Source organism: Mesorhizobium sp. M7A.F.Ca.CA.001.04.2.1 (assembly GCF_003998485.1).
GTDB lineage: Bacteria > Pseudomonadota > Alphaproteobacteria > Rhizobiales > Rhizobiaceae > Mesorhizobium > Mesorhizobium ciceri.
This window is the reverse complement of sequence record NZ_RZQT01000018.1, coordinates 22,860-45,862: the sequence shown is the minus strand read 5'-3', so window position 1 is coordinate 45,862 and position 23,003 is coordinate 22,860. Positions and strand designations below refer to the sequence as shown.

Below are 23,003 nucleotides of genomic sequence, written 5' to 3'. Positions count from 1 at the left end.
CGGCGCGGGCCTGTATCCGACTGGGTGGAAACTACCTGACGATCATGCGCTGCTGATCGCGCTTCTCGGCATAGCTGCCCTTGTCATAGGCGGTTTGTGCCTCGAGCTGTTCCTTGGTGAAGGTCGTGTACAGGTATTTGTTGCCCGCCTTGTCGGTCATGAATTTGAGATTATCCATGCCGACCGCGACTTCCTTCTCGCCAATGCCGAGGAAGCCACCGACGTCGACGATCACCGCATCGGCCTTCTTGTCGGGCGCAAGCACGACATCGCCGATCTCGCCGACCTTGGCGTCGTTGGCGCCATAGACAGTCGTGCCCTTGAGGTCATCGGCGCGAATCTCACCAACCGGCATCTCGGTCAGCGTCGACTTGTCGATGGCTGCGGTCTTTGTCTGGTCCGGAGCCGAGGCATCGGGGGTCGTGGGCGCCGGAGCCTGTGCCGTCTTGTCGGACGGAGCGGCGGCAGGGGCTGCGGCAGGCGCGACTGCTGCCGGCGCATTCGAAGCCGTCGTTGCCGGCGCCGGGTCATAGGCCTTGCGGTTGAAATCCGGCTGCGCCTGCAATTCTTCCTTGGTGGTCTGGGCGACCAGCCAGCGGTCGCCATTCTTCTCGGCCCACTGCGCCTTCGAGAAGTCATAGGTGACGTTCTTGGCGCCAAGGCCTAGGAAACCGCCGACGCCGATGACCAAGTACTGCGCCTTGCCATCCTTGGTCAGCACAATGTCGTTGACGTCGCCGATGTTCTGGGCGTCATCGCCGGTGCCGTTGTAGACGTTTTCCCCGATGATGTTGGTGGCGAGATTGCCATCGGCGCGCTTGACTGGTTCTGCCGAAGCGGCGTTCATGTCGACAGGCTTTTGCGCTGTGTCCGTCGTCGCGGGTGCTGCCGGCGCTGTTGCGTCGGTCGATGCCGCAGGTGCTGGGGTCGGGCTGTAAGGCTTTTTATCGAATTCTGCCTGCGCCGTCAGTTCGTCCTTGGTCGTCTGGGCCACCAACCAGCGGTCGCCATTCTTTTCGGCCCACTGCAGTTTGCCGTAGTCGAAAGCAACGCTTTTGGCGCCGACACCCAGAAAACCGCCGACGTCGATGACAACGGATTTCGCCTGCCCATCCTTGTCGAACACGACGTCGCTGACCTTGCCGATGTTTTCGGCATCGTCGCCGGTGCCGTTGTAGACGGACTCACCGATGATGTTGGTGACGATGCTGCCCTCTGCGCGTGGCACAGGAGCGGCGGCGGGCTCCTGGACGGCGGGCGTGGCAGGCGCCGTATTTGTTGCGTTCTGCGCATAGGCGCCGGTCGCGACAAAGGTTGCGAGCGCCGTCGTGGCTAAAAGATTGCGGATCATGGTAGTCTCTCCTCGTGCCTGATCTCATGCGCCGCGTCTTCCTTGGGGAACGCGGCATCTACAGGTTCACAACGTCGTGACCGGGTCAGTTGTTCCGACAAAGCGCTGCGGTCCGGGAACGAAACCACGGAAATTATTGAGCCGCTGGGGTAGTCACCCCGCGGCAAGGGGAACCTTTCTGTCGACGCCGCGTTTCAGCCGTTGGCTGGGTACATCCCGGCCGCCTTTTGGCTGACCTGGTGGAGCGGGGCATGAGATTTGCAGCGGTGCTGAACCGGGACGGCGGCACTTTGCGCACCACCGACCTCGCCGCTTTCTCCGACAGGATGCATCAGACGTTGGAAACGGCAGGCCACTCGCTCAACATCGAAATTGTCGCCGGCAAGGATGTGGTGGAGACGCTGGACAACGCCGCTTCGCGTCGCTCGGTCGACATCGTGCTGGCAGGTGGCGGCGACGGGACCATTTCCGCCGCGGCCGCCCGACTGATGGGCACGAAGAAGGCGCTTGCCATATTGCCAGCCGGCACCATGAACCTGTTCGCACGCGGGTTGGGCATTCCGCAGTCGCTCGACGGGGCGCTGAAATCCTTCGCCGACGGCGAAATCATTGCTGTCGATGTGGCGACGGCCAATGGCCAACCTTTCGTGCACCAGTTCTCGATCGGCATGCACGCGAAGATGGTGCAACTGCGCCAGAAGATGGAGTTCGGTTCGCGGTTGGGAAAGATCCGCGCCTCGGCCAAGGCGGCTTGGGCAACGATCAACAATCCACCTGCGATGAATGTGACGCTCAGCATCGGCGATGCCGAAATGGCGGCACGCATCACCGGCATCGGCATCACCAACAACTTATTCGGTGAAGGCCATCTGCCTTATGCCGACAATCCTGCGGGCGGCGTGCTCGGTGTCTATGTCACGGTGGCGAAGCAGCGCGCCGAACTGGTCAAGTTCTTCTTCAACATGGCGCGCGGCAAATGGCGCGACAACGAACATGTCGAAATCCACCAGACAAACAGAACGGTGCTGAAAATCCATTCGGGCAGCCGCAAATTTCGCGCCGTCATGGACGGCGAACTGGTCAGGCTTGACCGTGAAACGGTAATCGAGATCCAGCCTGGCGCACTGAATGTATTGGTTCCGGCGAGCGCGGCCCAGTCGAGAGCCGCCTGATGAGGTGCGACGCAACGGACAGACCGGCTTTACCCGGCAGGAGCCTGCTCGGTGGTGTTGGGCGGTGTGGGGACATGCTGTTCATCGCTGTTAGGCGCCTTGATCAACACACCATAGATCTCGGCAATGCCCCATGCAGCAAACACCAGAAGCAGTGCGGCGATCAGGATCCGAAATCCATGCCAGCCCCATCGCCCCTGCCGCGCCTTGTTTTCTGGAATGATCTTGGCCATGCTCGATCCCTGTCTCATTCTGCACCAACTGGCGCGCCCGGCAAATCATGGTCGGGTAACGGTTCCTCGCTAGGATGGTTCCGGAAAAGCGTGCTGGCCTTGCAGCAGCGCAAGCATGCGGCGACGAAGACCGGGACGAGGCAATTGGGGTGATTGGCAAGACGCAAACAGCACCCGATCTGCCGGCCGAAGTTGCGCTAGCAGTCATGGATATCGACCGGCTGGCCGTGCTGCACGGATTGGAGATGCTGGATACGGCGGCCGACCCCGATTTCGACCGCGTCAGCAGCCTTGCCGCAGCGGTGATGCAGGTGCCGATGGCCCTGGTCACACTCGTCGACCTTGAACGGCATTGGTTCAAATCCTGCTTCGGCCTGGACGAGACCGAAACCGCGACCAACGTCTCCTTCTGCGCCCATGCGATTGCCGCCGGCGACGAGCCGATGGTGGTCGTGGATGCAACGGCGGACCCCCGTTTCAAGACCAACCCGCTGGTCACCGGAAAGCACCATGTCCGCTTCTATGCCGGCGCGCCGATGATCGTGGCAGGTGCCCGCATCGGCACGCTGTGCGTGCTCGACCGCGAGCCGCATGGTTTTCCATCCCGAGCCGAGCTCGACCAGTTGAAGGCGCTCGCCGGCCTCGCCGCCAGCCTGTTCACCCTAAAGGACGCAACCCGCAGCGGCGCGATCGCCGAGGCCGCACTTGCGCGCGAGGAAAAACGACGCGCCATCGCACTCGATGCGGCCTCGCTCGCCAGCTGGGCATGGGATATCCGCACCGATGTCATCGAATGCGACACATTGATGTCGGAGCTGTTCAACCTGCCGCGCTCCAACCGGCTGCGCGCACGCGACATCCTCACCGCCATCGATCCGCGCGACGTCTACCAGACCGAAACCCGCTTTCGCGACGCCTTGACCGGCAGCGACGACTATTTCGGCGAATACCGGGTGAAGGGCTTTCACCCGCCGCGCTGGCTCGCCACGCGCGGCCGTGTCATCGAGCGTGACGGCGACGGCAAGCCGACATTGATCTTCGGCGTCAATTACGACATCTCCGAGCGCAAGCTCGGCGACGAACGGCAACGGCTGCTGCTGCGTGAACTCAACCATCGCGTCAAGAACACTCTGGCGACCGTCCAGGCGCTGGCAACCCAGACCGTGCGCCATGCCCGCCAGCCAAGCCAGTTCCTCGAGGCCTTCGGCGCCAGGCTTCAGGCCTTGGGCATCGCCCACAATCTGTTGTCGGACCGCGAGTGGCGTGGCATCGGCATCAGTGAACTCGTCCAGATCGAGGTCAGACCTTTCGAAACGGCCGAGCAGCCGCGCATGACGATCTCCGGCGACGACCTGCTGCTGTCGCCCGACCAGGCCGTCGGGCTTGGCCTGATCCTGCATGAACTCGCCAGCAACGCGCTGAAATATGGCTCGCTGTCGGTGCCGTCAGGCAGGGTCGACCTCGGCTGGAGGACGCAAGGCAGGAAGGATGCCCGGCGTCTTGTGCTGACCTGGCGCGAAAGCGGCGGGCCGCAAGTCGCTCCGCCGGATCGGCAAGGCTTCGGCTCTATCCTCATTCGCCGCAGCCTGGCCAAGGTCATTTCCAGCGAAGTGACCCATGAATTCCGGCCGGAAGGCGTGTTTGCCGAAATATCGATGCCTCTGGAAGAGCTGTCGAAGTGATCTCCCAACAGCTCTATGTCCGCTCGCTCTCATCCGGATCGTCGGATTTCACATTCTCGCGGTAGATGGCGTAGGCCGCGAGCGCCACGGCCGGCCCCAGAATAGCGCCGAGACCGCCTTTTCCCTTGAGCAGGCTCGGCAGCACGGCGAGTGCGGCGGTGACGCCGATCGCCTTCATGTCGGCATTGCGGCGCTGCGCCCGGCGCCGGGCGCGCGAACCTGCGGATATCCGGTAGATCAGCAGGATAAGTCCGGCGAGCACCAGGAAACCGGCGCCAAACCCCAGCGCGGCGGCAAGCGACCCGTAGCGCATCGCCGTCCAGATATAGGCGGCCCCGACCAGAAAGCCGAGACCGCAAAGCGCAGCGGCCATGGCGATCACATAGACGATTGCCGCCGTGCGCGCCCGATGAACGGCGGCCACGGTTTCCCCCGAGGCGAGGCCCGAGATCAGGGTTGCCAACATTCCCATCTGTAGCGCGACTAGCGACGCGCGATGAGCGCGAAAAGGAAGCCGACGCCAGCGGCGATTGCCAGTGACGTCACCGGCTTTTCACGCACGCTTGCCATCATCTGCGCTTCGATGTCCTTGGCATTGCTGCGCAAGCTGTCAAAGGCTGCTTCGCCCTGCGCGCGCAACTGCTCGACCCCTTCTGTCGCTGCACGGCGCGCGGTGCCATAGCCATGCTCGCCGGTCTTGGCCAGTTGTTTGGTGAGCTTGTCGATGTCGGCCTTCAACTGCCTGATGTCGGCTTCCAGGTCCGCATTTGCACGGGCGTCGGTTGCGGTCTTTCCTGCGGCAGTGGCCATGGCTTAACTCCTTGTGATTGCTCGGTTTCAAACGCGCTGCGCGCCTCATGGTTCCGGCACTGCGGACAAAGTAGCCGAAAACGCATCAGCGCGCACCCGATCCGCCGGCTTCGCAAAAAGACGCTTCCTCAGATTAATGGCCGGCGCGCCTCGCCCAGCCCTTCCCAGCCGGCGAGCCGCTTGAGCCCTTCATTGTCGGAGACCGCGCAGCCGCCGTCGCGCCAGACGATCAGCTTGCGATCCATCAGCTTGCGGATCGTCTTGTTGGTGTGAACCAGCGACAGGCCGAGCGTATCGGCAATGTGCTGCTGCGTGATCGGTATCTGGACGGATTGGCTGCCATTCAGTCCGACGACCTTGGCCCGGCTACCGATGAAGGCGATGAGATAGGCGGCGCGCTCGATCGCACTGCGGCGCCCGAGGCTGAGCAGATTCTCGTCCAGCATCCGCTCCTCGCGCGATGCGATCCAGGTGATGTCGTAGGCCAGCCCGGGATGATTGCGGTACAGCTCGTGCAGATATTCGCGCTCGAAAACACACAGCAGCATCGGTGAGAGTGCCTCGACGGAATGCTGCATCTCGCCCAGCACACTGCCTTGCAGGCCGATCAGATCCCCGGGCATGAGATAATTGAGGATCTGGCGACGGCCGTCCCGCAGCAGCTTGTAGCGAAACGCCCAGCCGGAGAGCACGGTGTAGAGATGGGCGCTATGGCTTCCCTCCACCAGCACCGTGTCGCCCTTATCGACCGCGAGTTCACCCTTCTTGAATTTGCTGATGAAGGCCAGCTCCTGTTCTTCGAAGTCGCGGAAAACCGGCAACGGCCGCAATGGGCAGTTCTCGCAAGGATATTGGCGGCTGGAGAAAGCGTTATTGTTCTGGACTGACATTTCGCCCCCTTCGAAAGCCCGCTCGACCCCCTTCGAAAGCCGCTCTTGGAGAGCCGCGTTTCAACGCGTTGCAAGGATTGAGGTTCCGCCCGCTGGCCACATGTCTTTTTTAAATGACAGCAAGCCAATTAGCGATCATGACTCCGGCGTTTCAAGGAGTCTTTGCCTGTGCCCACATTGCTTGACGGATTGCGGATTCTCGTTTTGGAGGACGAATTTCTCATCGCCATGGATGTCGAGCAACTTTGCCGCGATCATGGCGCCGATGAGGTGGTGATCGCCCGTGACCTGACCGAGGTCGATGGCCGGGAAGTCGCCACGCGATTCGATGCAGCCATTGTCGACTTGATGCTGGGCGGCGCCTCGACGATCGATTTCGCTTCCGGGCTGCGCGCGGCAGGCATACCTTTCGTGTTTGCGTCCGGCTATTCGGATGCCGATGAAATCAAGGCATCGTTTCCGGGCGTCAGGCTGGTTGGCAAACCCTACTCAGGCGAAGACCTGGTGCAAGCGGTCGCGGCGGCCTGCGGACGCGCTTGAGACGCGATCGCGGTCAGCTCGCCGGCGAACTCGTTACCTGGGCCGAAATCGCGTCCGGACCATACTCGTCCTCACCTGATATTTTCAGGATCTCCTGCAAGCGGGTACGGGCTCGGCTGACGCGGCTCTTGATCGTCCCCACCGCGCAGCCGCAGATCTCCGCGGCCTCCTCGTAGGAGAAACCAGATGCGCCGATGAGGATGATGGCTTCGCGTTGGTCCTCCGGCAACTGCTCCAGCGCCCCGCGAAAGTCCTTCAGGTCGAGTTGACCGTGCTGGGCCGGATGAACGGCAAGCCTGGCCGTCATGATACCGTCGCTGTCCTGCACTTCGCGCCCGCGCTTGCGCATTTGCGAATAGAACTCGTTGCGCAGGATGGTGAAAAGCCAGGCCTTGAGATTGGTGCCGGGCTGGAAGCTCTCATGCTTGTCCCAAGCCTTGACGAGTGTTTCCTGGACGAGGTCGTCGGCTTTATCGGCATTTTGCGTCAGCGACACGGCAAACGCGCGCAGACTTGGGATTGCCCCAAGCAGATCAGTCTTGAAGCCTTGTGAGACCGCGGCCATGCCTCAGTCCTTCTTCTGTGCGGGTTCAGCCTGTTCCAGTTGGCTAAGCAACTGCGAAAAGCGATCCGGCACATCGTCGGAGACCAGCGCGTCGTAATATTGTTTGAGTTTGCGTCCGATTTCGGAGTTCGGCCCAAGAGCGTCACCAGAACCGTTCCGGCGCCTGCTCTCGGCGCCAGTCAGAATATCTTTCGTCATATCCTTCATTTTGCCCTTGTATTCCCAGCGCTCAAGCCGCTCTTGCCGTACTCAACACAACGCAAGCGGCGCCCTCGTCTGGTTGCCCATCCCCACCACAAACGCCACTCCCCGGCTTTTGTTCCGTCGAGGTGGAACTTTTTCAAAAAATCGGCGTTATCAGGGCTTGCAGTCAGCTTGACCTGCTACGCAATCGCGTCATTCTGAGGGAGACGTCTTACCATGAGCTTATCCGCCACCATCGCACCACATCTGCCCTTCCTGCGCCGCTTCTCGCGGGCTGTTTCCGGGTCGCAAGAGAGTGGTGACGCGCTGGTCGCTGCGATGCTTGAAGCCATCATCGCCGATATCGAGATATTTCCCGAAGCATCGAGCGACCGCATCGCGCTGTACAAGGTTTTCGCCAAGCTTTTCACATCGGTCGCCATCCGCGTTCCACAGGAACAGGCGCAATCGGCGTGGGAACAGCGCACCGCCGCCAATCTGAATGCGATTGCACCACGGCCCCGTCAGGCCTTCCTGCTCGTGGCGGTCGAAGGCTTCAGCGAGGAGGAAGCGGCTGAGATCCTTGACGTCGGTGACCAGGAGTTTTCAGAGTTGCTTGCCCAGGCGAGCAACGAGATATCCCGTCAGGTGGCAACCGACGTTCTGATCATCGAGGATGAACCACTGATCGCCATGGATATCGAAGAAATGGTCGAGAGCCTCGGGCACCGCGTCGTTGGAACGGCGCGCACCCATGCCGAGGCAGTGATGATGTTCGGCAAGACGCGGCCGAAGATGGTGCTGGCCGACATCCAGCTTGCCGACGGCAGTTCCGGCATCGAGGCCGTGAACGAAATCCTGTCATCGACGTCGGTGCCGGTCATCTTCATCACCGCCTTCCCCGAGCGCCTGTTGACTGGTGAACGACCGGAACCGGCCTTCCTGGTCACCAAGCCGTTCAATCCCGACATGGTCAAGGCGCTGATCAGCCAGGCACTGTTCTTTGACCGGCAGGCGAAAGCAGCCGCATAGTCGCGAATTGAGGAGTGGAGGAATTGACGAACCGAAGGCGATAGCCTCGCTTGCCGATTTCTCCAGATCATCAAATCGTCAATTCATCAATTCCTCAATTCTTCACTTCGGGCCGCCTGATGCACGCATCGCGCGGTGACGGCTAATTTCCTGCGCGTCCTGCTCGAACGATTGCAAGCACGGTCTTTTTCGGCAAAGGGTGGGAACAAACCGCAACCACCGACGTTTTCATCGCACCATTCGAAGGAGATGGATCATGCTTTACTGGGCGCTCGTATTTTTCGTCGTGGCGATCATCGCCGGCGCGCTTGGTTTTGGCGGTATTGCAGGCACGTCCGTTGGAATTGCCAAGATATTGTTTTTCATCTTTCTCGCCTTCCTGATCATTTCGCTTCTTGCGGGCCTGTTCAAGCGGGCTTCGTAAGGACGGACGGCCGAACACTGGAAGCCGCACCCCTCAAACGGTTTCCAGCCACCGCCGGGCGGTGTCCCTCAAAGGACGCCGTCCGGCGGACCGTTTTTGGCGGCGGGTTTTCCGGAAACCTGTTTGGAACCCATTCAACGATGAGCCGTTCAGCCTGAATTGGGTGGACAGATTGGCCGATGGGTTCCAGGACCGGAAACAGGAAAGACGCCGTGCAAAGCGATGAAGTCATCGCCCTCCATCCCGCCGACAGCGGCATGCAGCTCGGTCGTGCTCTTCTTCACGCGTTGCACAATGCCGGCATTTCCGTTCTCTACCAGGATCGCGAGATGAAAACCGTATGGGCGCGCAACATGCGTGCGCCCTGGGTTTCGGACACCGCCGACAGCATCGGCATCCTGCCGGAGGCGCAGGCCGACCGCATCGGCGCGGCCAAGCGCGACGTCATTGCATCCGGCAACCCTCAACGTCTCGAGATCAGCGTTCCCGTCGAGGATGGCAGCCGCTGGTTCGAGGTGTGGATCGATGCCGATCACGGCGATGGTGGCACCGTGCAAGGCGTCGTCACCACGATGGTCGAGACGACGGAGCAGAAGCGCCGCGAGCAGACCCTGACGACGCTGTTGCGAGAGGTGAGCCATCGCTCCAAAAACCTGCTGGCGATCATCCAGAGCATAGCCACCCAGACCGGCCGCTACTCCGACAGCATCGGCGATTTCCTGACACGCTTTCGCGGCCGGCTGCAATCGCTGGCCTCGTCCCAGGATCTCGTGACCTCTTCCAACTGGCGGGGTGCAGCACTTCGCGAACTCGTATCGGGCCAGGTTGGCCGCTATGGCGGCGATCCGGTTCGGAGCCTGAGGTTTCAGGGGGCAAACCCCTATCTCAATCCCAACGCTGCCCTGCATATCGGCCTTGCGATGCATGAACTCGCCGTCAATTCGGTGAGCTACGGCGCCCTGTCGCGGCCCGGCGGGTACGTCAACGTTACAGCCAACCTGACCGCCGACGACACGGGAACCTCCCTGTCCCTGACATGGGCGGAGGCAATCGGAGCCGGTGATGTCAGGCGTAGCGAGAAGCGCTTCGGCAGCGTCGCACTCGAACGGGTCGTGCCGGCGTCACTGAACGGAACGGCGACGCTCGAAATCGCGGCTGGCCGCCTTGAATACCGCCTTGTCGTTCCGCACGGCAATTTCGAGACGGATTGAGCGACCTTCCTTAACCCGCCGTTCACCATAAAAGCAGATGCTGTTTTTCCCGGATACCGCTGGAACTTGTTGCATCACCGAACATTTCCGCAGCAGGATTTGCAGCATGGTGGGAGGAATGCCTTGACGGTTGCCGACATGAACAGACTGGAGCAGGCCGCCCGGATTTCCATGGGCGAGTTTGAGGACTCCGAGGCTTCCGCGCCACCGCTGGCTCCTGTTCCCAACGGAGCTTTGCGCCTTGTTGCGCTGGCCTTGGTGGCGGTGATCATGGCGGTCGCCCTGCACCAACTGGTCTACTAGGCCACGTCGTTTCGGCCGGTGGCCGAATCGGCTGTAGCGCCATCTTATTTCCCCGGCCGATCAAGCCAACCAGGAACTTTGGCGAATGTAGACCGTTACTATGGCGAGAGGACTTCTCGCCATGGAACATATCGCTGCATTGTTGCTGGTCATCGGTTGCTCGAACACGATGGCCGACTGCCGTGAACTCCAGGTGCCCGTAAGCGTTTTCGCGACGGCCGAGCAATGCGTGGCCGAACGCCCATTTGTCTTGGGCGACGTGCAAGGGCAGGCTGACCACATCGTCGCCAAATGCCTTGCGGTCGATCCGGCGCTTGAGGACGACTATGATCAGATCGTCTGGAATGTGCGCGCCGATGGTACGCTTGACGCGTCTTTGGCAATTTCCAGCCTGGTAATGGCATCGAACACGATACGCCCAGAAAAAGACTATCTTCACCAACAATAGATTGCAGCAGCAAAGGCCGTCATTTCATGCTAGATGGCAGCTGGAGCTTTACGAAGTGAGGACAAAAAGTGAGGAGTGACTCTATGCGGAAGATGATTATTGCCCTGGTTGCGGTGGTTGCCGTCAGCGGCTGCACAACGACCGAGCAGGACGTGGTTGGCGGCGGCTTGATCGGCGCCGGTGTCGGCGGCTTGGTCGGCGGCGGCAAGGGCGCGCTGATCGGCGCGGCTGTCGGTGCCGGATCGGGCCTGCTGGTTCGCAAGCTGCGGGATGGCCGTTGCGTGTACCGTGATCGTCGCGGCACCTACACGGCTCGCTGCAACTAATCAGCGATGATAATCTAGCCATCGATCCGGAGACCGGTCTGCCGGCCTCCGGATTTTCTATGTTTGGATGCTTGATCCTGGCCGCCTGACGATCACCGTCAGCTTGCCAGCGGGATTTTGATTTCCACGTTCAGCCCATTGGCCTGGTAATCGCGTTTGATCGTACCGCGCAGTTCGCGCGTCACGTTGAGGTCGATCAGCTTGGTGCCGAAGCCGGTTTTGTCGGGCGCTTCGAGTTTCTTCTGCCCGTTTTCGCGCCAGTTGAGAGCCAGCAACCTGTCGCGCCCGCGCCCTTCGACCGACCAGTCCACCTTCAGCGCTCCAACGGAATTGCCGGCTTCGCCGTACTTCAGCGCATTCGTCGCCAGTTCGTGGAAGGTCAGGCCGAGCGCTTGCGTTGTGGTTTCGTCGAGCAGCACCTGTGGTCCCGACAACAGCTCAGCGGGTAGCTCCTTGCCGAACACCTGACCCAGCTCGATGCGCAGGAGATCGCCAAGATCGGCCTTCTGCCAGCGTGAGCGCGTCAGCATGTCCTGGGAGGCCGCCATCGCCTGCAGCCTAGCCGAGAAGGACGCTGAAAACTCGTTGACGTCGGTCGCCCGCGATGCCGTCTGACGCGCGATCGCCAGCACCCTGGTGATCGAATTCTTGATGCGATGCTTCATCTCCTGCAGCATCAGGTCTTTTTCGATCAGGCTCTTTTCCGTCGTTTCGTGCAATCGCGACGCTGCCTCATAGGCCCGCTCCTGATAGCGCGCCACAAGCGCGATTGCGCCCGCCAACAGCAGGCCGAACAGCCCCAGCATCACCGGAATGGCGCGCGACGACGGCTGCGAGAAGGCGCTTGTCGGCCGGAACAGGACAGTCCATGGCTGTCCGGCGACGATGATCTTTCGCGTGACCAGCAGCCTGTTCCCGAAAGTGGAAGCCGGCGGCGTCTCCGACCGGAACAACAGATTGTCGCCGTTCACGGCACCATCGCCATCATAGATTTCGGTGTTGACCGGCAAAAGCGGCGACCGGCTGAGCGCGGTCCGGAACAGATCGCGAGCCCGAAAGGCCGCATAGAGAAAACCTGATGTCGAGGATCTCGAAGCATTGATGACGTCGGGAGCGGTTTCGACATTGAGCCGCACGAAAACGAAGAAGCCGGTGAACGTCTGCGCGGCGCCCGTGTCCTGGCCTAGCTGCACCAGCCCGCTGGCATGCTGCTGGTCGTCGGACATCGCCTTTTCGATCGCCGCACGCCGCACCGGTTCGCTGAACATGTCGTAGCCGATGCCGGCTTGATTGGATGGATCCAGCGGTTCGAACAGCACGATAGGGGTGCGCCAGGGTTGCGTGGTGTCCGGGTAGATTGGATGACTGACGCCATAATCGTGCAGCATGTCGCGTTCGACCGTCGCCTCGTCGCCCGTCTTTGCCAGCCTGAGGAAGCCGATACCGCGCAAGCCGGCGAAATTCTTGTCGACATCGAGCGCGGTGAAGAAGGCCTTGAACTCATTGCGAGAAATATCGCCATTGCGGGCGTCGAACAGGGCCTGCGTCGAGCGCAGCAGCGACAGATGCAGGTCGATGCGGCTCTCGATCCGGTTGAGCGCATCGTCGGCAGTCGCCTCGAACTTGATGCGCGCGGCTTCCTGCGTGGCGAAGTAGGCAAAACCTGCCATCACCATGCTGATCAGCGCGACGGCGATAAAGGCGATGATCGGGAAAAGCTTCTTCAACGGATCGTGCGGTCCCTGAGCAATGTCGGACCTTTATGCGCAAGTCGCCCTGCCAACACAATGCCAAGGCCAAGCCATCCCTACGGCTGGCATATCACGTGTCCGGCAACCGCGATCTGGCTTGATCTCAGGCCGCGATCTTCGCCGCGCCCGGTCCGGGAATGGCGCCTGGCGGGCATTTGCCCAGAATGATCATGCCCAGCACCTCGTCCTGGGTGACATCAGTGGTGCGGGCGGTGCCGACCACCTGGCCGTTCTTCATGACGCAGACCCGGTCGGCAAGCTCGAACACATCGTGGATGTCGTGGCTGATCAGGAAGATGCCGATGCCGTCGGACTTGAGCTGCTTAACCAGTTCGCCGACCTGCGCCGTTTCCTGCGGACCAAGTGCGGCCGTCGGCTCGTCCATGATCAGGATGCGGGCGTTGAACAGGATCGCACGCGCAATCGCCACCGATTGCCGCTGGCCGCCCGACAGCTTGATCACCGGCTCCTTGAAACGCTGGAACCGGGGATTGAGCCGACCCATCACCTTGCGCGCCTCGGCCTCCATGGCAACGTCGTCGAGCGTGCCCCAGGCGGTCATCAACTCGCGGCCGAGGAACAGATTGGCGGCGGCGTCGACATTGTCGGCCAACGCCAGCGTCTGGTAGATCGTCTCGATGCCGTATTTCTTGGCGTCGCGCGGGTTGAAGATCGATGCCTCCTCGCCGTTGACGAAGATCTGGCCCGAATCGCGCTTGTAGGCGCCGGACAGGATCTTGATCAATGTCGACTTGCCGGCGCCATTATGGCCGAGCAGCGCCACGACCTCGCCGGGGAAAAGATCGATCGAGGCGTCGTCGACGGCGCGGATGCCGCCAAACGCGATCGAGATGTTCCTCATGTCGATCAGCGCGGTGGCTGCAGGAGCAGTCTTGTCAGTCATGGCATGCCCTCCTAGACGCGCTTGCGATAGACGGTGTCGAGCCACACGGCGATCACCAGTACGGCGCCGACGACGATGCTCTGCAGCGGCGAGTCGACACCAAGCAGCACCATGCCGGACTGCAGCGACTGCATCAGCAGGGCGCCGAGCATGGCGCCGATGATCGTTCCCGACCCGCCGGCTAGCGATGTGCCACCGATCACGGCGGCTGCAATGACGAGCAGCTCGTCGAGCGTTCCAAGCACGTTGGTGGCCGAATTCTGCCGGGCCGAGGAGATCGCCGCGGCAATCGTGGCCAGCACGCCCATGATCATGAACACCTTCATGGTGATCCAGCGCGTGTTGATGCCGGCGAGATTGGCCGCCTCGGGATTGCCGCCGATGGCGAAGACATAGCGGCCGAAACGGGTGCGGTTGGTGATGAAGGTCATGACCAGCCCGACGGCGACCGCCATCAGCACCGGTATGGCGATACCGTGGGCGATGAACAGGCCGCCTTCGGGAACGGTGATGTTGTTGGCGGCCGCATATCTGTTCACGATGCCGATCGGCCAGGGGTAGGAGTTGGCGAGCCAAACCGCACCCATGATGGCGCCGCAGGTGACGACACCGAGCAGCGCCTCGGCCCAGATCGGACGTAGCGGAAAACGGAAACGCTTGCGCTGCACCCGCCCGTTGAACAGCCCAAACACCACGGCGAGGCAGGCGACGATCCCGACAACCCAGCTCCAGGTTGCGCCGATCGATCCCGCCGGCCCGCCGCCCATCAGCTGAAAGGTGGCGTTAAGCGGCGCCACGGTCTGGCCTGATGTGACCCACCAGGCAGCACCGCGCCAGACCAGCAGGCCGCCCAGCGTCACGATAAAGGCGGGCACTTCGAGATAGGCGATGACGAAGCCTTGAAAGGCGCCGATCAACAGGCCGAGCGCCAGGCCGATGACCAGCGCCAGGACCCAGATCCACGGATTGCCGAGTTCGAGCCCGACAAAACGCACCAGGAAATGCACCTGGGCAAATCCCATCACCATGCCGATCAGGCCCTCGGCGGAACCGACCGACAGGTCGATGTTGCGCATGACGATGACCAGCACCATGCCGCAGGCCATGATGGCGACCGCGGATGTCTGCACCGACAGGTTCCACAGATTGCGCGGCGTGAGAAAGGTGCGGCTGTCGAAATCGAGCGGGTTGACGCCGAGGCGCAGGCTGGAAATGACATGCAGCCCAATCCAGATGACCAGCAGCGCGCCGATCATGCCGATCATCCGGGTGTCGATCTCGGTCGCCTTCAGGAACCGGGCGACGGCGCCGAGTTCCGACGCGCGCGCCGTATCGGCCTGCGGGTTGGACGTCGTGTCGGTCATGATTTCCTCCCACCGGCTGGCCGTCTGACGCGCATGCCGGAGCCCAGCCTAGAAGCTATCCGCATGATGCGGAAACACAATTCTTTGAGAAAACGCCGCGGCTTTTGGGCCGCGGCGTTCAGATATTTCGAAGTGGTCCGGATCAGTTACAGGCCGCGACGGTGCCGGCAGCGACACCCGCGCAGACTTCGTCCTTCTTGATCCAGCCAGCGTCGATGACGACGTTGAGATTGTCCTTGGTGATGGCAACCGGGGTCAGGAACAGCGACTTGACGGTGTTGCCGCCCGGCGTCGTGAAGTCCTTGGCGCCGGCGATGTCGCTCGTCTTCTTGCCGTCGGCCAGTTGCGAGGCGATCTCGGCGGCATTCTTGCCGAGCTCGCGCGCGTCCTTCCACACCGACACGGTTTGCGTGCCCAGGGCGATGCGGTTCAGCGCGGCGTGGTCGCCGTCCTGCCCCGAGACCGGCACGGTGCCGGCCAAGCCTTGAGCCGTCAGCGCCGCGACGACGCCACCGGCAGTGCCGTCATTGGCCGCGACCACCGCGTCGACCTTGTTGTCGTTGGCGGTCAGGAACTGTTCCATGTTCTTCTGGGCGTTGGCGGGCAGCCAGCCATCCGTGTAGGCTTCGCCGACATTCTTGATCTTGCCGCTGTCAATGGCTTCCTTGAGCACTTCCATCGAGCCCGAGAACAGGAAGTCGGCATTGGGATCGGCACCGGAGCCCTTGATGAAGACGTAGTTGCCTTCCGGCTTGACCTTGAACACTTCGCGGGCCTGCATGCGGCCGACTTCCTTGTTGTCGAAGGTCAGATAGAAAACATCCTTGTTCTCGATCAACCGGTCATAGCCGACGACCGGAATGCCTTCGTCCAGGGCTTTCTGCACGGCCGGGCCGATGGCCGAAGCATCCTGCGCCAGGATGATCAGGGAATTGGCGCCCTGCGAGATCAGGCTTTCGACGTCGGTAAGCTGCTTGCCGGGATTGGACTGCGCATCGGCGGAGATGTACTTGTCGCCGGCGGCCTCGATCGCCGTCTTCATGGCGGCCTCGTCGGTCTTCCAGCGTTCCTCCTGGAAATTGGACCACGAAACGCCGACGACCTTGTCCTTCGCCTGCGCGACAGACGCGAGCGTCAGCGACATGGCGGCACCCGCCAGGATGGCGGCTGTGAATCTTTTCATATTATCCTCCCTGCGCCGCGTATGGCGCGACCAAACTGGCCCGAGGGCCGGCACAGAGGCCCTATTTTTTCGAGCCTCGAAAAAATACTGGGCCAACGCCCGAACGCTGTCAACATCGATTCTGATGGATTTTGATGTCGTTTCGAATTTTTTTCGGGCCTCGGAATAAATAAATGACACGGCGCGCGGCTTCTGCCAGTATTTGACCGCGTCACCGACAGCGTTCCAGGGCAGGAAGAACCGCGGCGACCGGGAGGATATGAAAGAGCATGTCGGTCGGAATCCGCCACGACGATTTGCGCCGCCGCAACCGCGCGATGGTGATCGCGGCGGTGCGCCGCGCCGGACAGCCGTCGCGCACCGAGATCGCCGCAACCACAAGCCTCAGCCATTCGACGATCTCGGCGATCTCATCCGACCTGATCGTCGAAGGCATCCTGACCGAAAGCAAGCCGAGCGAGGCCGGCTCGCTCAAACGCGGCCGTCCGCAGGTCGGCCTCAGCCTCAATCCGGAAGCGGCCGCGGTAATGACCGTGGTGCTGTCGCTGAACTTCCTCTCGGTCGCCGTCATCGACTATGCCGGCCAGGTAATATCCGAGGAACAGCGCCGGCTCGACACGCTGACGATGTCGCGCGACTCGCTGATCGGTGAGTGCACGGCAATCGTGCGGCGCCGCCTGGAAGATCCCGACCTGGACGTGCGCAGCATCGCTCGTATCGCGCTGGCCGTCCAGGGCATCACCGACACCCGTGCCCGCGCCATGCTGTGGTCGCCGATCACGCCGCACACCGACATCGCCTTCGCCGACATATTCGAAGAGGAGTTCGGCATCCCAGCCATTATGGAGAACGATTGCAACATGATGGCGGTGGCGCTGCGCTGGCGCGACCCCGATCGTTACCGCGACGATTTCATCGCCATCCTCCTGTCGCACGGCATCGGCATGGGGCTGGTGCTGAAGGGCGAATTGTTCACCGGCACCCATTCCTCGGGCGGCGAATTCGGCCACATGATCCATCGGCCGAACGGCGCGCTGTGTCGCTGCGGACGGCGCGGCTGCGTCGAAGCCTATGCCGGCAATTATGCCATCTGGCGCAACGCGCGGCAGATGGGCGAGGATGCAGAGCCCGTCGCCGATGTCAGCGACGCCGACATGCGCGCCCTGGCTGCCGCCGCCCGCGAAAGGGACGGACCCGAACGGGAAGCCTATCGCAAGGCCGGCGAAGCGCTCGGCTACGGCCTCGGCAGCCTGTTCGCGCTGATCGATCCGGCGCCGGTCGCCATGGTCGGCGTCAGCGCCGCCGCCTTCGACCTGATCGAGCCGGCATTGCGGCAAGCGATTGCCCAGACCGCCGGCGGCCAGCATTCCAAGTCGATTTCCTTCGACACCGAGCCGAACGAACTGCCGCTGATCCGCGAAGGCTGCGCCATGCGGGCGCTGATCTTCGTCGATCAGGAGATTTTTGCGCCGGGCGTGCAGGCGAGATCCGGTCTCGGCGGCAAGAACGTGGCGTAAGTTCAAACGAGGGAGTTCAGTCCTCGCGAATGGCGTAACCCGCCCCACGGATGGTGCGGATGACATCGGGCATACGGCCGTTGTTGACCGCCTTGCGCAGCCGGCCGACATGCACATCGACCGTGCGTTCGTCGATGTAGATCGTCTCGCCCCAGACATTGTCGAGCAGTTGGCTGCGCGAGAACACGCGGCCTGGATGGCGCATCATGAATTCAAGCAGGCGGAATTCCGTCGGCCCGAGCCGGATCTCGCTCTTCTTGCGATAGACACGGTGCGATTCGCGATCGAGCACGATATCGCCGACCTTGAGCACGCTGGACAGCACTTCCGGCTTGGCCCGGCGCAGCAGCGCCTTGACCCTGGCCATGAACTCCGGCGTCGAGAAAGGCTTGACCAGATAGTCGTCGGCACCGGTCGAGAGGCCGCGCACGCGGTCGCTTTCCTCGCCTCGCGCGGTCAGCATGATGATCGGCAGCCGCTCGGTCTCGGGACGCATCCTTAGCCGGCGGCAGAGTTCGATACCGGAAACCGCAGGCACCATCCAGTCGAGCACCAGAAGGTCTGGAACGTTCTCCTGCAGCCGGATTTCGGCCTCGTCGCCGCGCGTCACCACCTCGACCTGGTAACCTTCGGATTCGAGATTGTAGCGGAGCAGCACGCCTAGCGGCTCCTCATCCTCCACCACCATGATGCGTGGCGCGATCATCGGCTGGTCACCCCTGTCATGCCGCTGGCGCGGACATTGCCGTCTCGTCCTGCTTCGGACGATTGGCTGGCAACTGCGTGCCGGTCAAAACATAATAGGCATTTTCGGCGATGTTGGTCACGTGGTCGCCGATCCGCTCGAGGTTCTTGGCGCAAAACAACAGGTGCGTGCACGCCGTGATGTTGCGCGGATCTTCCATCATGTAGGTCAGAAGTTCGCGGAACACCGATGTGTATTTGACGTCGATGCGTTCATCATTGTTTCGGAGCGTGGCAAGCGCTGCCGCGTCAGCGGCGGCATACTCGTCGACGACCCCCTGCACCTGGATCAGCACCAGCTGCGCCATCGCGTCGATCGAATGCGAAAGGTCGTGCGGCGTGACGCTCAGCCCGACAGTGCCGACGCGCTTGGCGATGTTCTTGGCAAGGTCGCCGATGCGCTCGAGGTCGCCGGCCATGCGGATCGAACCGACTACCGCACGCAGATCGTTGGCCATTGGCTGGCGCTTGGCGATCAGCGTGATGGCACGATCGTCCAGCTCGCGCTGGCGTGCATCCATGATGGCGTCGTCGGAAACCACCCGCTGCGCCAGCGCATTGTCCGAATTGAGCAAAGCCCTGGTCGAGCCACCGACCATCGAGCGGGCGAGATCGCCCATGTCGCGGATCAGCTGGCTGATCTGCTCCAGATCCTCATCGAAAGATGCGACGGTATGTTCACCCATGATCTTCGTCCCTCATATGCCAGAGATCAGCCGAACCGGCCGGTGATGTAGTCCTGGGTGCGTTTGTCGTCGGGGGTGGTGAACATCTTGTCGGTGGCGCCCTCCTCGACCAGATAGCCAAGATGGAACATCGCGGTGCGCTGCGACACGCGCGCTGCCTGCTGCATCGAATGGGTGACGATGACGATCGTATAGTTCTGACGCAGTTCGTCGATAAGTTCCTCGACGCGAGCGGTGGCGATCGGGTCGAGCGCCGAACACGGTTCGTCCATCAGGATCACCTCGGGTGACACGGCGATGGCGCGTGCAATGCACAGGCGCTGCTGCTGGCCACCGGAAAGACCCGTGCCAGGTTCCTGCAAACGGTCCTTGACCTCGTTCCAGATCGCCGCCTTCTTCAGGCTGGACTCGACGATCTGATCCATGTCGGCCTTGCGCTTGGCCAATCCGTGGATGCGCGGACCATAGGCGACGTTCTCGTAGATCGACTTTGGGAACGGATTGGGTTTCTGGAACACCATGCCGACGCGCGCCCTGAGTTCGACGACATCGATGTTCTTGTCGTAGATGTCCTCTTCGTCGAGCGTGATCTTGCCGGTTACCCGTGCTGAATCGATGGTGTCGTTCATGCGGTTGAGGCAGCGCAGGAAGGTGGACTTGCCGCAGCCGGAGGGGCCGATCAGCGCCGTCACCTGGTTCAGGCGGACGTCGAGATCGACGTCGAACAGCGCCTGCTTCTCGCCGTAGAACACGCCGACCTTGTCGCCGCGCATTTTTATCACTTCGTTCGACTTCATCTTGTCGCCCACTGCGTTTTCAAGGGACTGTTCGGTCATGATGTTCATACCAAAATGCCTTTTTTCTACCAGCGCCGCTCGAACCGACGCCGAAGCACGATCGCGGTGATGTTCATGGCCATGAGGAAGACGAGCAGGATGATGATGGCGCCGGACATGCGCTCGACGAAGGCGCGTTCGGCCTCGTTCGCCCACATATAGATCTGCACCGGCAGCGCGGTGGCCGGATCGAAAGGCGTCGTCGGTGGATCGGCGACGAAGGCGACCATGCCGATCAACAGCAGCGGCGCGGTTTCGCCGAGCGCGCGCGCAAGACCGATGATGGTGCCGGTGAGGATGCCGGGCGCGGCAAGCGGCAGGATGTGCTGGAACACCATCTGCATCTTGGAGGCGCCAAGACCGAGAGCTGCCGAGCGGATCGACGGCGGCACCGCGGCAAGCGCGGCGCGCGTCGCGATGATGATCGTCGGCAGCGTCATCAGCGTCAGCACCAGGCCACCGACGAAAGCGGCGGAGCGCGGCATGCCCAGGAAATTGATAAACACCGCGAGGCCGAGCAAGCCGAAGACGATTGACGGCACTGCGGCCAGATTGTTGATGTTGACCTCGATAAGGTCGGTGAAACGGTTCTTCTTGGCGAACTCCTCCAGATAGATGGAGGCGGCGACGCCGATCGGCAGCGCGAGCAGCAGCACGATCACCATCATATAAAACGAGCCGATGATCGCCACGCCCATGCCCGAGGTTTCCGGGCGGCTGGAGGCGCCGTAGGTGAACAGGCCGCTGTTGAAGTGCTCGGCCATCGCGCCCTCGGCCTTGAGCTTGTTCATCCAGGTGATCTGCTGGTCCGAGACCTTGCGTCGCGCTTCCTCGACACTGAGGTCGATCTGGCCCTTGAAAGCGGAGTCGAGATTGGCGGCGGCGAGGATGTTGACGTCGCGTGTCGTGCCGATCACCGAGGGATCGGCGGCAACGATGTCGCGCAACTGGACGCGGGCGCCTTCCGAAAGGAAGCCCTTGAGCTTCTGGATCATCGGCTTGTCATCAGGAGAGATGCCGAGCTTGGCCACCAGCGCGTTTTCGGCGAGCTTGGGATAATTCGCCTTGATCAGAACGCTCGGATCGGTTGCACGCTTGCCGGAAGGATCGATCACTTTCTCGTCGAACGAGATCGGCAGCGATACCGTCGTCTGCCAGAAGGCGGTGTAGCCTTTCGAGACGATGGTGATCAGCATGATTGCCAGGAACGCCAGGCCTACGGAAATCGCCACGACGCCATAGATGCGGAAACGGCGTTCGGCGGCGTAACGGGCCTTCAGGCCGATGTCGCGGCGCGGATGGGCCGCCGGCCTGACCATCGTCTCCATGGGAATGTCGGTCATTCGTACTGCTCCCGATATTTGCGCACGATGTAGAGCGCGACGATGTTCATCACCAGCGTCAGCGTGAACAGCGTCAGCCCGAGCGCGAAGGCGACCAGCGTCTGCGGCGAATTGAACTCGAGGTCGCCGGTGAGCTGGTTGACGATCTTGACGGTGATGGTCGTCATCGCCTCGAACGGGTTGATGGTGAGGTTGGCGGCGACGCCCGCCGCCAGCACGACAATCATCGTTTCGCCGATGGCGCGCGAGGCAGTCAGCAGGATGGCGCCGACGATGCCGGGCAGTGCAGCCGGCAGGATCACCCGCTTGATCGTCTCGGAGCGGGTCGCGCCGAGGCCGAGCGACCCGTCGCGCATGGCGCGCGGCACCGCGGTTATGATGTCGTCTGAGAGAGAGGAGACGACCGGGATCAGCATGACGCCCATGACCAGGCCGGCGGTGAAGATGCTCTGGCCCTGGATGAATGGCGAGCCGCCGGTCAGCGCCGCGGACAGGTCGCGCAGGAACGGCCCAAGCGTGACGACGGCGAAGATGCCGTAGACGATGGTCGGTATGCCGGCCAGCAGTTCAAGCGCCGGCTTGACCACCGAGCGCACCCTGGGCGTTGCGTATTCGGCCATGTAGACAGCCGACATCATCCCGACCGGCACCGCAACCAGCAGCGCGACGGCGGCGATATAGAGCGTGCCGGCAAGAAGCGGGATCAGGCCGAACTGGCCCTGGCTGCCGCCCGAACCGGCAGCGGCAAAACGCGGATCCCAGACCGTGCCGAAGAAGAAACTCATCGGCGAGACGCTCTCGAAGAAGGTGATCGTCTGGAACAGCATCGAAAGCACGATGCCGACGGTGGTCAGGATGGCGATGGTGGAGGCGGCAAGCAGCCCCCACAGCATCAACCGCTCGACATTGTTGCGCGCCCTGGCGCGCGGCTCGATCTGCCTGAGCGCATAGAAGGCGCCGGCGATCGAGGAAGCGAGAATGACAATGGCACCGAACAGGCTGAGCCGGTCCTGGACCTTGTTCGCCTCGACGGCGATCGGGATCATGTAATCCTGTGTGTCGCTCGCCAGTGCCACGCCCTTGGCGGCGAGCAGCGGCTGCAACTCGGCAAAGCTGGCCGGCATTGCGGCCAGTGTGCCAGCATCGAGTTTGCGCAGGCCCCTGGCGAGGCTCTTTACCAGGCTGACATCCAGTGCCTCGCTGGCAACCTTGCTGTCGACGGTACGCTCGGGCAAGGCAGCGTGGATGTGCCGGTCAAGATAGACCGAAGAACCGACGGCCCAGACGGCAAGCAGCAAAAGAGCAGGCAGGACGGCGAGCAGGAAGGCCCACCAGCCGTGATAGTGGGCACGCGAATGCGGCTTGACCTTGCCATTGTCCTGGGCCGCGGCACGCTGCCGGCCGATGAAAAAGGCAACCAGGCCGACGGCAACGACGATGGCCAGTACGAGCAAGGACGACATGCACCCACCCCAAGGGAAATTCTAACGCAGCCGCCATTGCGG

The 23,003-nt window shown here is 62.1% G+C and carries 26 protein-coding genes; 10 read left to right on the top strand and 16 right to left on the bottom strand.

The window, feature by feature from the left end; all coding sequences use genetic code 11:
* Positions 1 to 31: 31 nt before the first annotated feature.
* On the bottom strand, positions 32 to 1,351 hold the full coding sequence (locus tag EN955_RS08565; RefSeq protein WP_024503017.1) for a PRC-barrel domain-containing protein: 1,320 nt from the start codon (positions 1,349 to 1,351) through the stop codon (positions 32 to 34).
* A 251-nt stretch (positions 1,352 to 1,602) separates the two neighbouring features.
* Between EN955_RS08565 and EN955_RS08560 the strand changes: the two genes are divergently transcribed.
* Positions 1,603 to 2,523, top strand: coding sequence for a diacylglycerol kinase family protein (locus EN955_RS08560; RefSeq protein WP_024503016.1), 921 nt, complete (start codon positions 1,603 to 1,605; stop codon positions 2,521 to 2,523).
* 29 nt (positions 2,524 to 2,552) lie between these two features.
* Here the strand turns inward: EN955_RS08560 and EN955_RS08555 are convergent, their stop codons facing one another.
* A complete protein-coding gene (locus EN955_RS08555) occupies positions 2,553 to 2,756 on the bottom strand; it encodes a hypothetical protein (protein WP_013529290.1) in 204 nt (67 codons plus the stop codon).
* Positions 2,757 to 2,962: 206 nt separating this feature from the next.
* Here EN955_RS08555 and EN955_RS08550 point away from each other — a divergent pair, with 206 nt between their 5' ends.
* Positions 2,963 to 4,438, top strand: coding sequence for an HWE histidine kinase domain-containing protein (locus EN955_RS08550; RefSeq protein WP_050580454.1), 1,476 nt, complete (start codon positions 2,963 to 2,965; stop codon positions 4,436 to 4,438).
* Between the two features lie 13 nt (positions 4,439 to 4,451).
* Here EN955_RS08550 and EN955_RS08545 read toward each other — a convergent pair whose 3' ends face one another.
* From EN955_RS08545 to EN955_RS08535, 3 genes are all read right to left on the bottom strand, one after another.
* Positions 4,452 to 4,910 carry a hypothetical protein gene (locus EN955_RS08545; protein ID WP_013529288.1) on the bottom strand — a complete coding sequence of 153 codons (459 nt, stop codon included), beginning with the start codon at positions 4,908 to 4,910 and terminating at the stop codon, positions 4,452 to 4,454.
* Between the two features lie 11 nt (positions 4,911 to 4,921).
* Positions 4,922 to 5,248 carry a DUF883 family protein gene (locus EN955_RS08540; RefSeq protein WP_013529287.1) on the bottom strand — a complete coding sequence of 109 codons (327 nt, stop codon included), beginning with the start codon at positions 5,246 to 5,248 and terminating at the stop codon, positions 4,922 to 4,924.
* A 128-nt stretch (positions 5,249 to 5,376) separates the two neighbouring features.
* Positions 5,377 to 6,138, bottom strand: coding sequence for a Crp/Fnr family transcriptional regulator (locus EN955_RS08535; protein WP_024503014.1), 762 nt, complete (start codon positions 6,136 to 6,138; stop codon positions 5,377 to 5,379).
* Between the two features lie 168 nt (positions 6,139 to 6,306).
* Here EN955_RS08535 and EN955_RS08530 point away from each other — a divergent pair, with 168 nt between their 5' ends.
* Positions 6,307 to 6,678, top strand: a complete 372-nt coding sequence (locus EN955_RS08530) for a response regulator (RefSeq protein ID WP_027163154.1) — start codon at positions 6,307 to 6,309, stop codon at positions 6,676 to 6,678.
* A 13-nt stretch (positions 6,679 to 6,691) separates the two neighbouring features.
* On the opposite strand, the gene EN955_RS08525 is transcribed toward EN955_RS08530, so the two are convergent.
* Together EN955_RS08525 and EN955_RS08520 are read right to left on the bottom strand one after the other, a co-directional pair.
* The gene (locus EN955_RS08525; RefSeq protein WP_013529285.1) at positions 6,692 to 7,243 is read right to left on the bottom strand and encodes an RNA polymerase sigma factor; all 552 of its coding nucleotides are present in this window, start codon (positions 7,241 to 7,243) and stop codon (positions 6,692 to 6,694) included.
* Between the two features lie 3 nt (positions 7,244 to 7,246).
* Entirely contained in the window at positions 7,247 to 7,450 is a 204-nt protein-coding gene (locus tag EN955_RS08520; RefSeq protein WP_032809255.1) for a NepR family anti-sigma factor, read from the bottom strand.
* Between the two features lie 213 nt (positions 7,451 to 7,663).
* Here EN955_RS08520 and EN955_RS08515 point away from each other — a divergent pair, with 213 nt between their 5' ends.
* From EN955_RS08515 to EN955_RS08490, 6 genes are all read left to right on the top strand, one after another.
* Positions 7,664 to 8,458: a response regulator gene (locus EN955_RS08515; RefSeq protein WP_013529283.1), complete on the top strand. Its 795-nt coding sequence runs from the start codon at positions 7,664 to 7,666 to the stop codon at positions 8,456 to 8,458.
* Positions 8,459 to 8,714: 256 nt separating this feature from the next.
* Positions 8,715 to 8,882, top strand: coding sequence for a DUF1328 domain-containing protein (locus tag EN955_RS08510; RefSeq protein ID WP_024503012.1), 168 nt, complete (start codon positions 8,715 to 8,717; stop codon positions 8,880 to 8,882).
* A 179-nt stretch (positions 8,883 to 9,061) separates the two neighbouring features.
* Complete coding sequence (locus EN955_RS08505; protein ID WP_027163155.1) at positions 9,062 to 10,093, top strand: sensor histidine kinase; 1,032 nt, start codon at positions 9,062 to 9,064, stop codon at positions 10,091 to 10,093.
* Positions 10,094 to 10,216: 123 nt separating this feature from the next.
* Complete coding sequence (locus EN955_RS08500) at positions 10,217 to 10,396, top strand: hypothetical protein (protein WP_013529280.1); 180 nt, start codon at positions 10,217 to 10,219, stop codon at positions 10,394 to 10,396.
* Between the two features lie 121 nt (positions 10,397 to 10,517).
* Entirely contained in the window at positions 10,518 to 10,844 is a 327-nt protein-coding gene (locus EN955_RS08495; RefSeq protein WP_013529279.1) for a hypothetical protein, read from the top strand.
* Positions 10,845 to 10,927: 83 nt separating this feature from the next.
* The gene (locus EN955_RS08490; protein WP_024503010.1) at positions 10,928 to 11,170 is read left to right on the top strand and encodes a lipoprotein; all 243 of its coding nucleotides are present in this window, start codon (positions 10,928 to 10,930) and stop codon (positions 11,168 to 11,170) included.
* Positions 11,171 to 11,268: 98 nt separating this feature from the next.
* On the opposite strand, the gene EN955_RS08485 is transcribed toward EN955_RS08490, so the two are convergent.
* The 4 genes from EN955_RS08485 to xylF all read right to left on the bottom strand — a co-directional run bounded on the left by EN955_RS08485 (position 11,269) and on the right by xylF (position 16,372).
* Complete coding sequence (locus EN955_RS08485; protein WP_024503009.1) at positions 11,269 to 12,897, bottom strand: CHASE domain-containing protein; 1,629 nt, start codon at positions 12,895 to 12,897, stop codon at positions 11,269 to 11,271.
* Between the two features lie 127 nt (positions 12,898 to 13,024).
* Positions 13,025 to 13,825, bottom strand: a complete 801-nt coding sequence (locus EN955_RS08480; protein ID WP_024503008.1) for an ATP-binding cassette domain-containing protein — start codon at positions 13,823 to 13,825, stop codon at positions 13,025 to 13,027.
* An 11-nt stretch (positions 13,826 to 13,836) separates the two neighbouring features.
* A complete protein-coding gene (locus EN955_RS08475; RefSeq protein WP_024503007.1) occupies positions 13,837 to 15,189 on the bottom strand; it encodes a sugar ABC transporter permease in 1,353 nt (450 codons plus the stop codon).
* Between the two features lie 142 nt (positions 15,190 to 15,331).
* Positions 15,332 to 16,372, bottom strand: a complete 1,041-nt coding sequence (xylF, locus tag EN955_RS08470; protein ID WP_013529274.1) for a D-xylose ABC transporter substrate-binding protein — start codon at positions 16,370 to 16,372, stop codon at positions 15,332 to 15,334.
* Between the two features lie 269 nt (positions 16,373 to 16,641).
* Here xylF and EN955_RS08465 point away from each other — a divergent pair, with 269 nt between their 5' ends.
* Complete coding sequence (locus tag EN955_RS08465) at positions 16,642 to 17,889, top strand: ROK family protein (protein WP_024503006.1); 1,248 nt, start codon at positions 16,642 to 16,644, stop codon at positions 17,887 to 17,889.
* Positions 17,890 to 17,905: 16 nt separating this feature from the next.
* Here the strand turns inward: EN955_RS08465 and phoB are convergent, their stop codons facing one another.
* From phoB to pstC, 5 genes are read right to left on the bottom strand one after another with little or no spacing between them, the layout of a single operon-like run.
* Positions 17,906 to 18,595 (bottom strand): phosphate regulon transcriptional regulator PhoB, encoded by a 690-nt coding sequence (phoB, locus tag EN955_RS08460; protein ID WP_010911896.1) that lies wholly within the window; start codon positions 18,593 to 18,595, stop codon positions 17,906 to 17,908.
* Positions 18,596 to 18,611: 16 nt separating this feature from the next.
* The gene (phoU, locus tag EN955_RS08455) at positions 18,612 to 19,319 is read right to left on the bottom strand and encodes a phosphate signaling complex protein PhoU (protein ID WP_013529272.1); all 708 of its coding nucleotides are present in this window, start codon (positions 19,317 to 19,319) and stop codon (positions 18,612 to 18,614) included.
* A gap of 26 nt (positions 19,320 to 19,345) precedes the next feature.
* Positions 19,346 to 20,164, bottom strand: a complete 819-nt coding sequence (pstB, locus tag EN955_RS08450; protein ID WP_013529271.1) for a phosphate ABC transporter ATP-binding protein PstB — start codon at positions 20,162 to 20,164, stop codon at positions 19,346 to 19,348.
* A gap of 17 nt (positions 20,165 to 20,181) precedes the next feature.
* A complete protein-coding gene (gene pstA, locus EN955_RS08445) occupies positions 20,182 to 21,498 on the bottom strand; it encodes a phosphate ABC transporter permease PstA (RefSeq protein ID WP_024503005.1) in 1,317 nt (438 codons plus the stop codon).
* Positions 21,495 to 22,961, bottom strand: a complete 1,467-nt coding sequence (pstC, locus tag EN955_RS08440; protein WP_024503004.1) for a phosphate ABC transporter permease subunit PstC — start codon at positions 22,959 to 22,961, stop codon at positions 21,495 to 21,497. Before pstC ends, pstA begins: the two co-directional genes overlap by 4 nt.
* Between the last annotated feature and the right edge of the window lie 42 nt (positions 22,962 to 23,003).

Coding starts and splice junctions, on each gene's coding strand:
- EN955_RS08480 (WP_024503008.1), bottom strand. CDS start 13,825: ATGACTGACAAGACTGCTCCTGCAGCCACCGCGCTGATCGACATGAGG.
- EN955_RS08520 (WP_032809255.1), bottom strand. CDS start 7,450: ATGAAGGATATGACGAAAGATATTCTGACTGGCGCCGAGAGCAGGCGC.
- EN955_RS08510 (WP_024503012.1), top strand. CDS start 8,715: ATGCTTTACTGGGCGCTCGTATTTTTCGTCGTGGCGATCATCGCCGGC.
- EN955_RS08505 (WP_027163155.1), top strand. CDS start 9,062: ATGGGTTCCAGGACCGGAAACAGGAAAGACGCCGTGCAAAGCGATGAA.
- EN955_RS08515 (WP_013529283.1), top strand. CDS start 7,664: ATGAGCTTATCCGCCACCATCGCACCACATCTGCCCTTCCTGCGCCGC.
- EN955_RS08540 (WP_013529287.1), bottom strand. CDS start 5,248: ATGGCCACTGCCGCAGGAAAGACCGCAACCGACGCCCGTGCAAATGCG.
- EN955_RS08465 (WP_024503006.1), top strand. CDS start 16,642: ATGTCGGTCGGAATCCGCCACGACGATTTGCGCCGCCGCAACCGCGCG.
- phoU (WP_013529272.1), bottom strand. CDS start 19,319: ATGGGTGAACATACCGTCGCATCTTTCGATGAGGATCTGGAGCAGATC.
- EN955_RS08490 (WP_024503010.1), top strand. CDS start 10,928: ATGCGGAAGATGATTATTGCCCTGGTTGCGGTGGTTGCCGTCAGCGGC.
- EN955_RS08550 (WP_050580454.1), top strand. CDS start 2,963: ATGGATATCGACCGGCTGGCCGTGCTGCACGGATTGGAGATGCTGGAT.
- pstB (WP_013529271.1), bottom strand. CDS start 20,164: ATGAACATCATGACCGAACAGTCCCTTGAAAACGCAGTGGGCGACAAG.
- xylF (WP_013529274.1), bottom strand. CDS start 16,372: ATGAAAAGATTCACAGCCGCCATCCTGGCGGGTGCCGCCATGTCGCTG.
- EN955_RS08475 (WP_024503007.1), bottom strand. CDS start 15,189: ATGACCGACACGACGTCCAACCCGCAGGCCGATACGGCGCGCGCGTCG.
- pstA (WP_024503005.1), bottom strand. CDS start 21,498: ATGACCGACATTCCCATGGAGACGATGGTCAGGCCGGCGGCCCATCCG.
- EN955_RS08525 (WP_013529285.1), bottom strand. CDS start 7,243: ATGGCCGCGGTCTCACAAGGCTTCAAGACTGATCTGCTTGGGGCAATC.
- EN955_RS08535 (WP_024503014.1), bottom strand. CDS start 6,138: ATGTCAGTCCAGAACAATAACGCTTTCTCCAGCCGCCAATATCCTTGC.
- EN955_RS08560 (WP_024503016.1), top strand. CDS start 1,603: ATGAGATTTGCAGCGGTGCTGAACCGGGACGGCGGCACTTTGCGCACC.
- pstC (WP_024503004.1), bottom strand. CDS start 22,961: ATGTCGTCCTTGCTCGTACTGGCCATCGTCGTTGCCGTCGGCCTGGTT.
- EN955_RS08555 (WP_013529290.1), bottom strand. CDS start 2,756: ATGGCCAAGATCATTCCAGAAAACAAGGCGCGGCAGGGGCGATGGGGC.
- phoB (WP_010911896.1), bottom strand. CDS start 18,595: ATGATCGCGCCACGCATCATGGTGGTGGAGGATGAGGAGCCGCTAGGC.
- EN955_RS08545 (WP_013529288.1), bottom strand. CDS start 4,910: ATGGGAATGTTGGCAACCCTGATCTCGGGCCTCGCCTCGGGGGAAACC.
- EN955_RS08495 (WP_013529279.1), top strand. CDS start 10,518: ATGGAACATATCGCTGCATTGTTGCTGGTCATCGGTTGCTCGAACACG.
- EN955_RS08565 (WP_024503017.1), bottom strand. CDS start 1,351: ATGATCCGCAATCTTTTAGCCACGACGGCGCTCGCAACCTTTGTCGCG.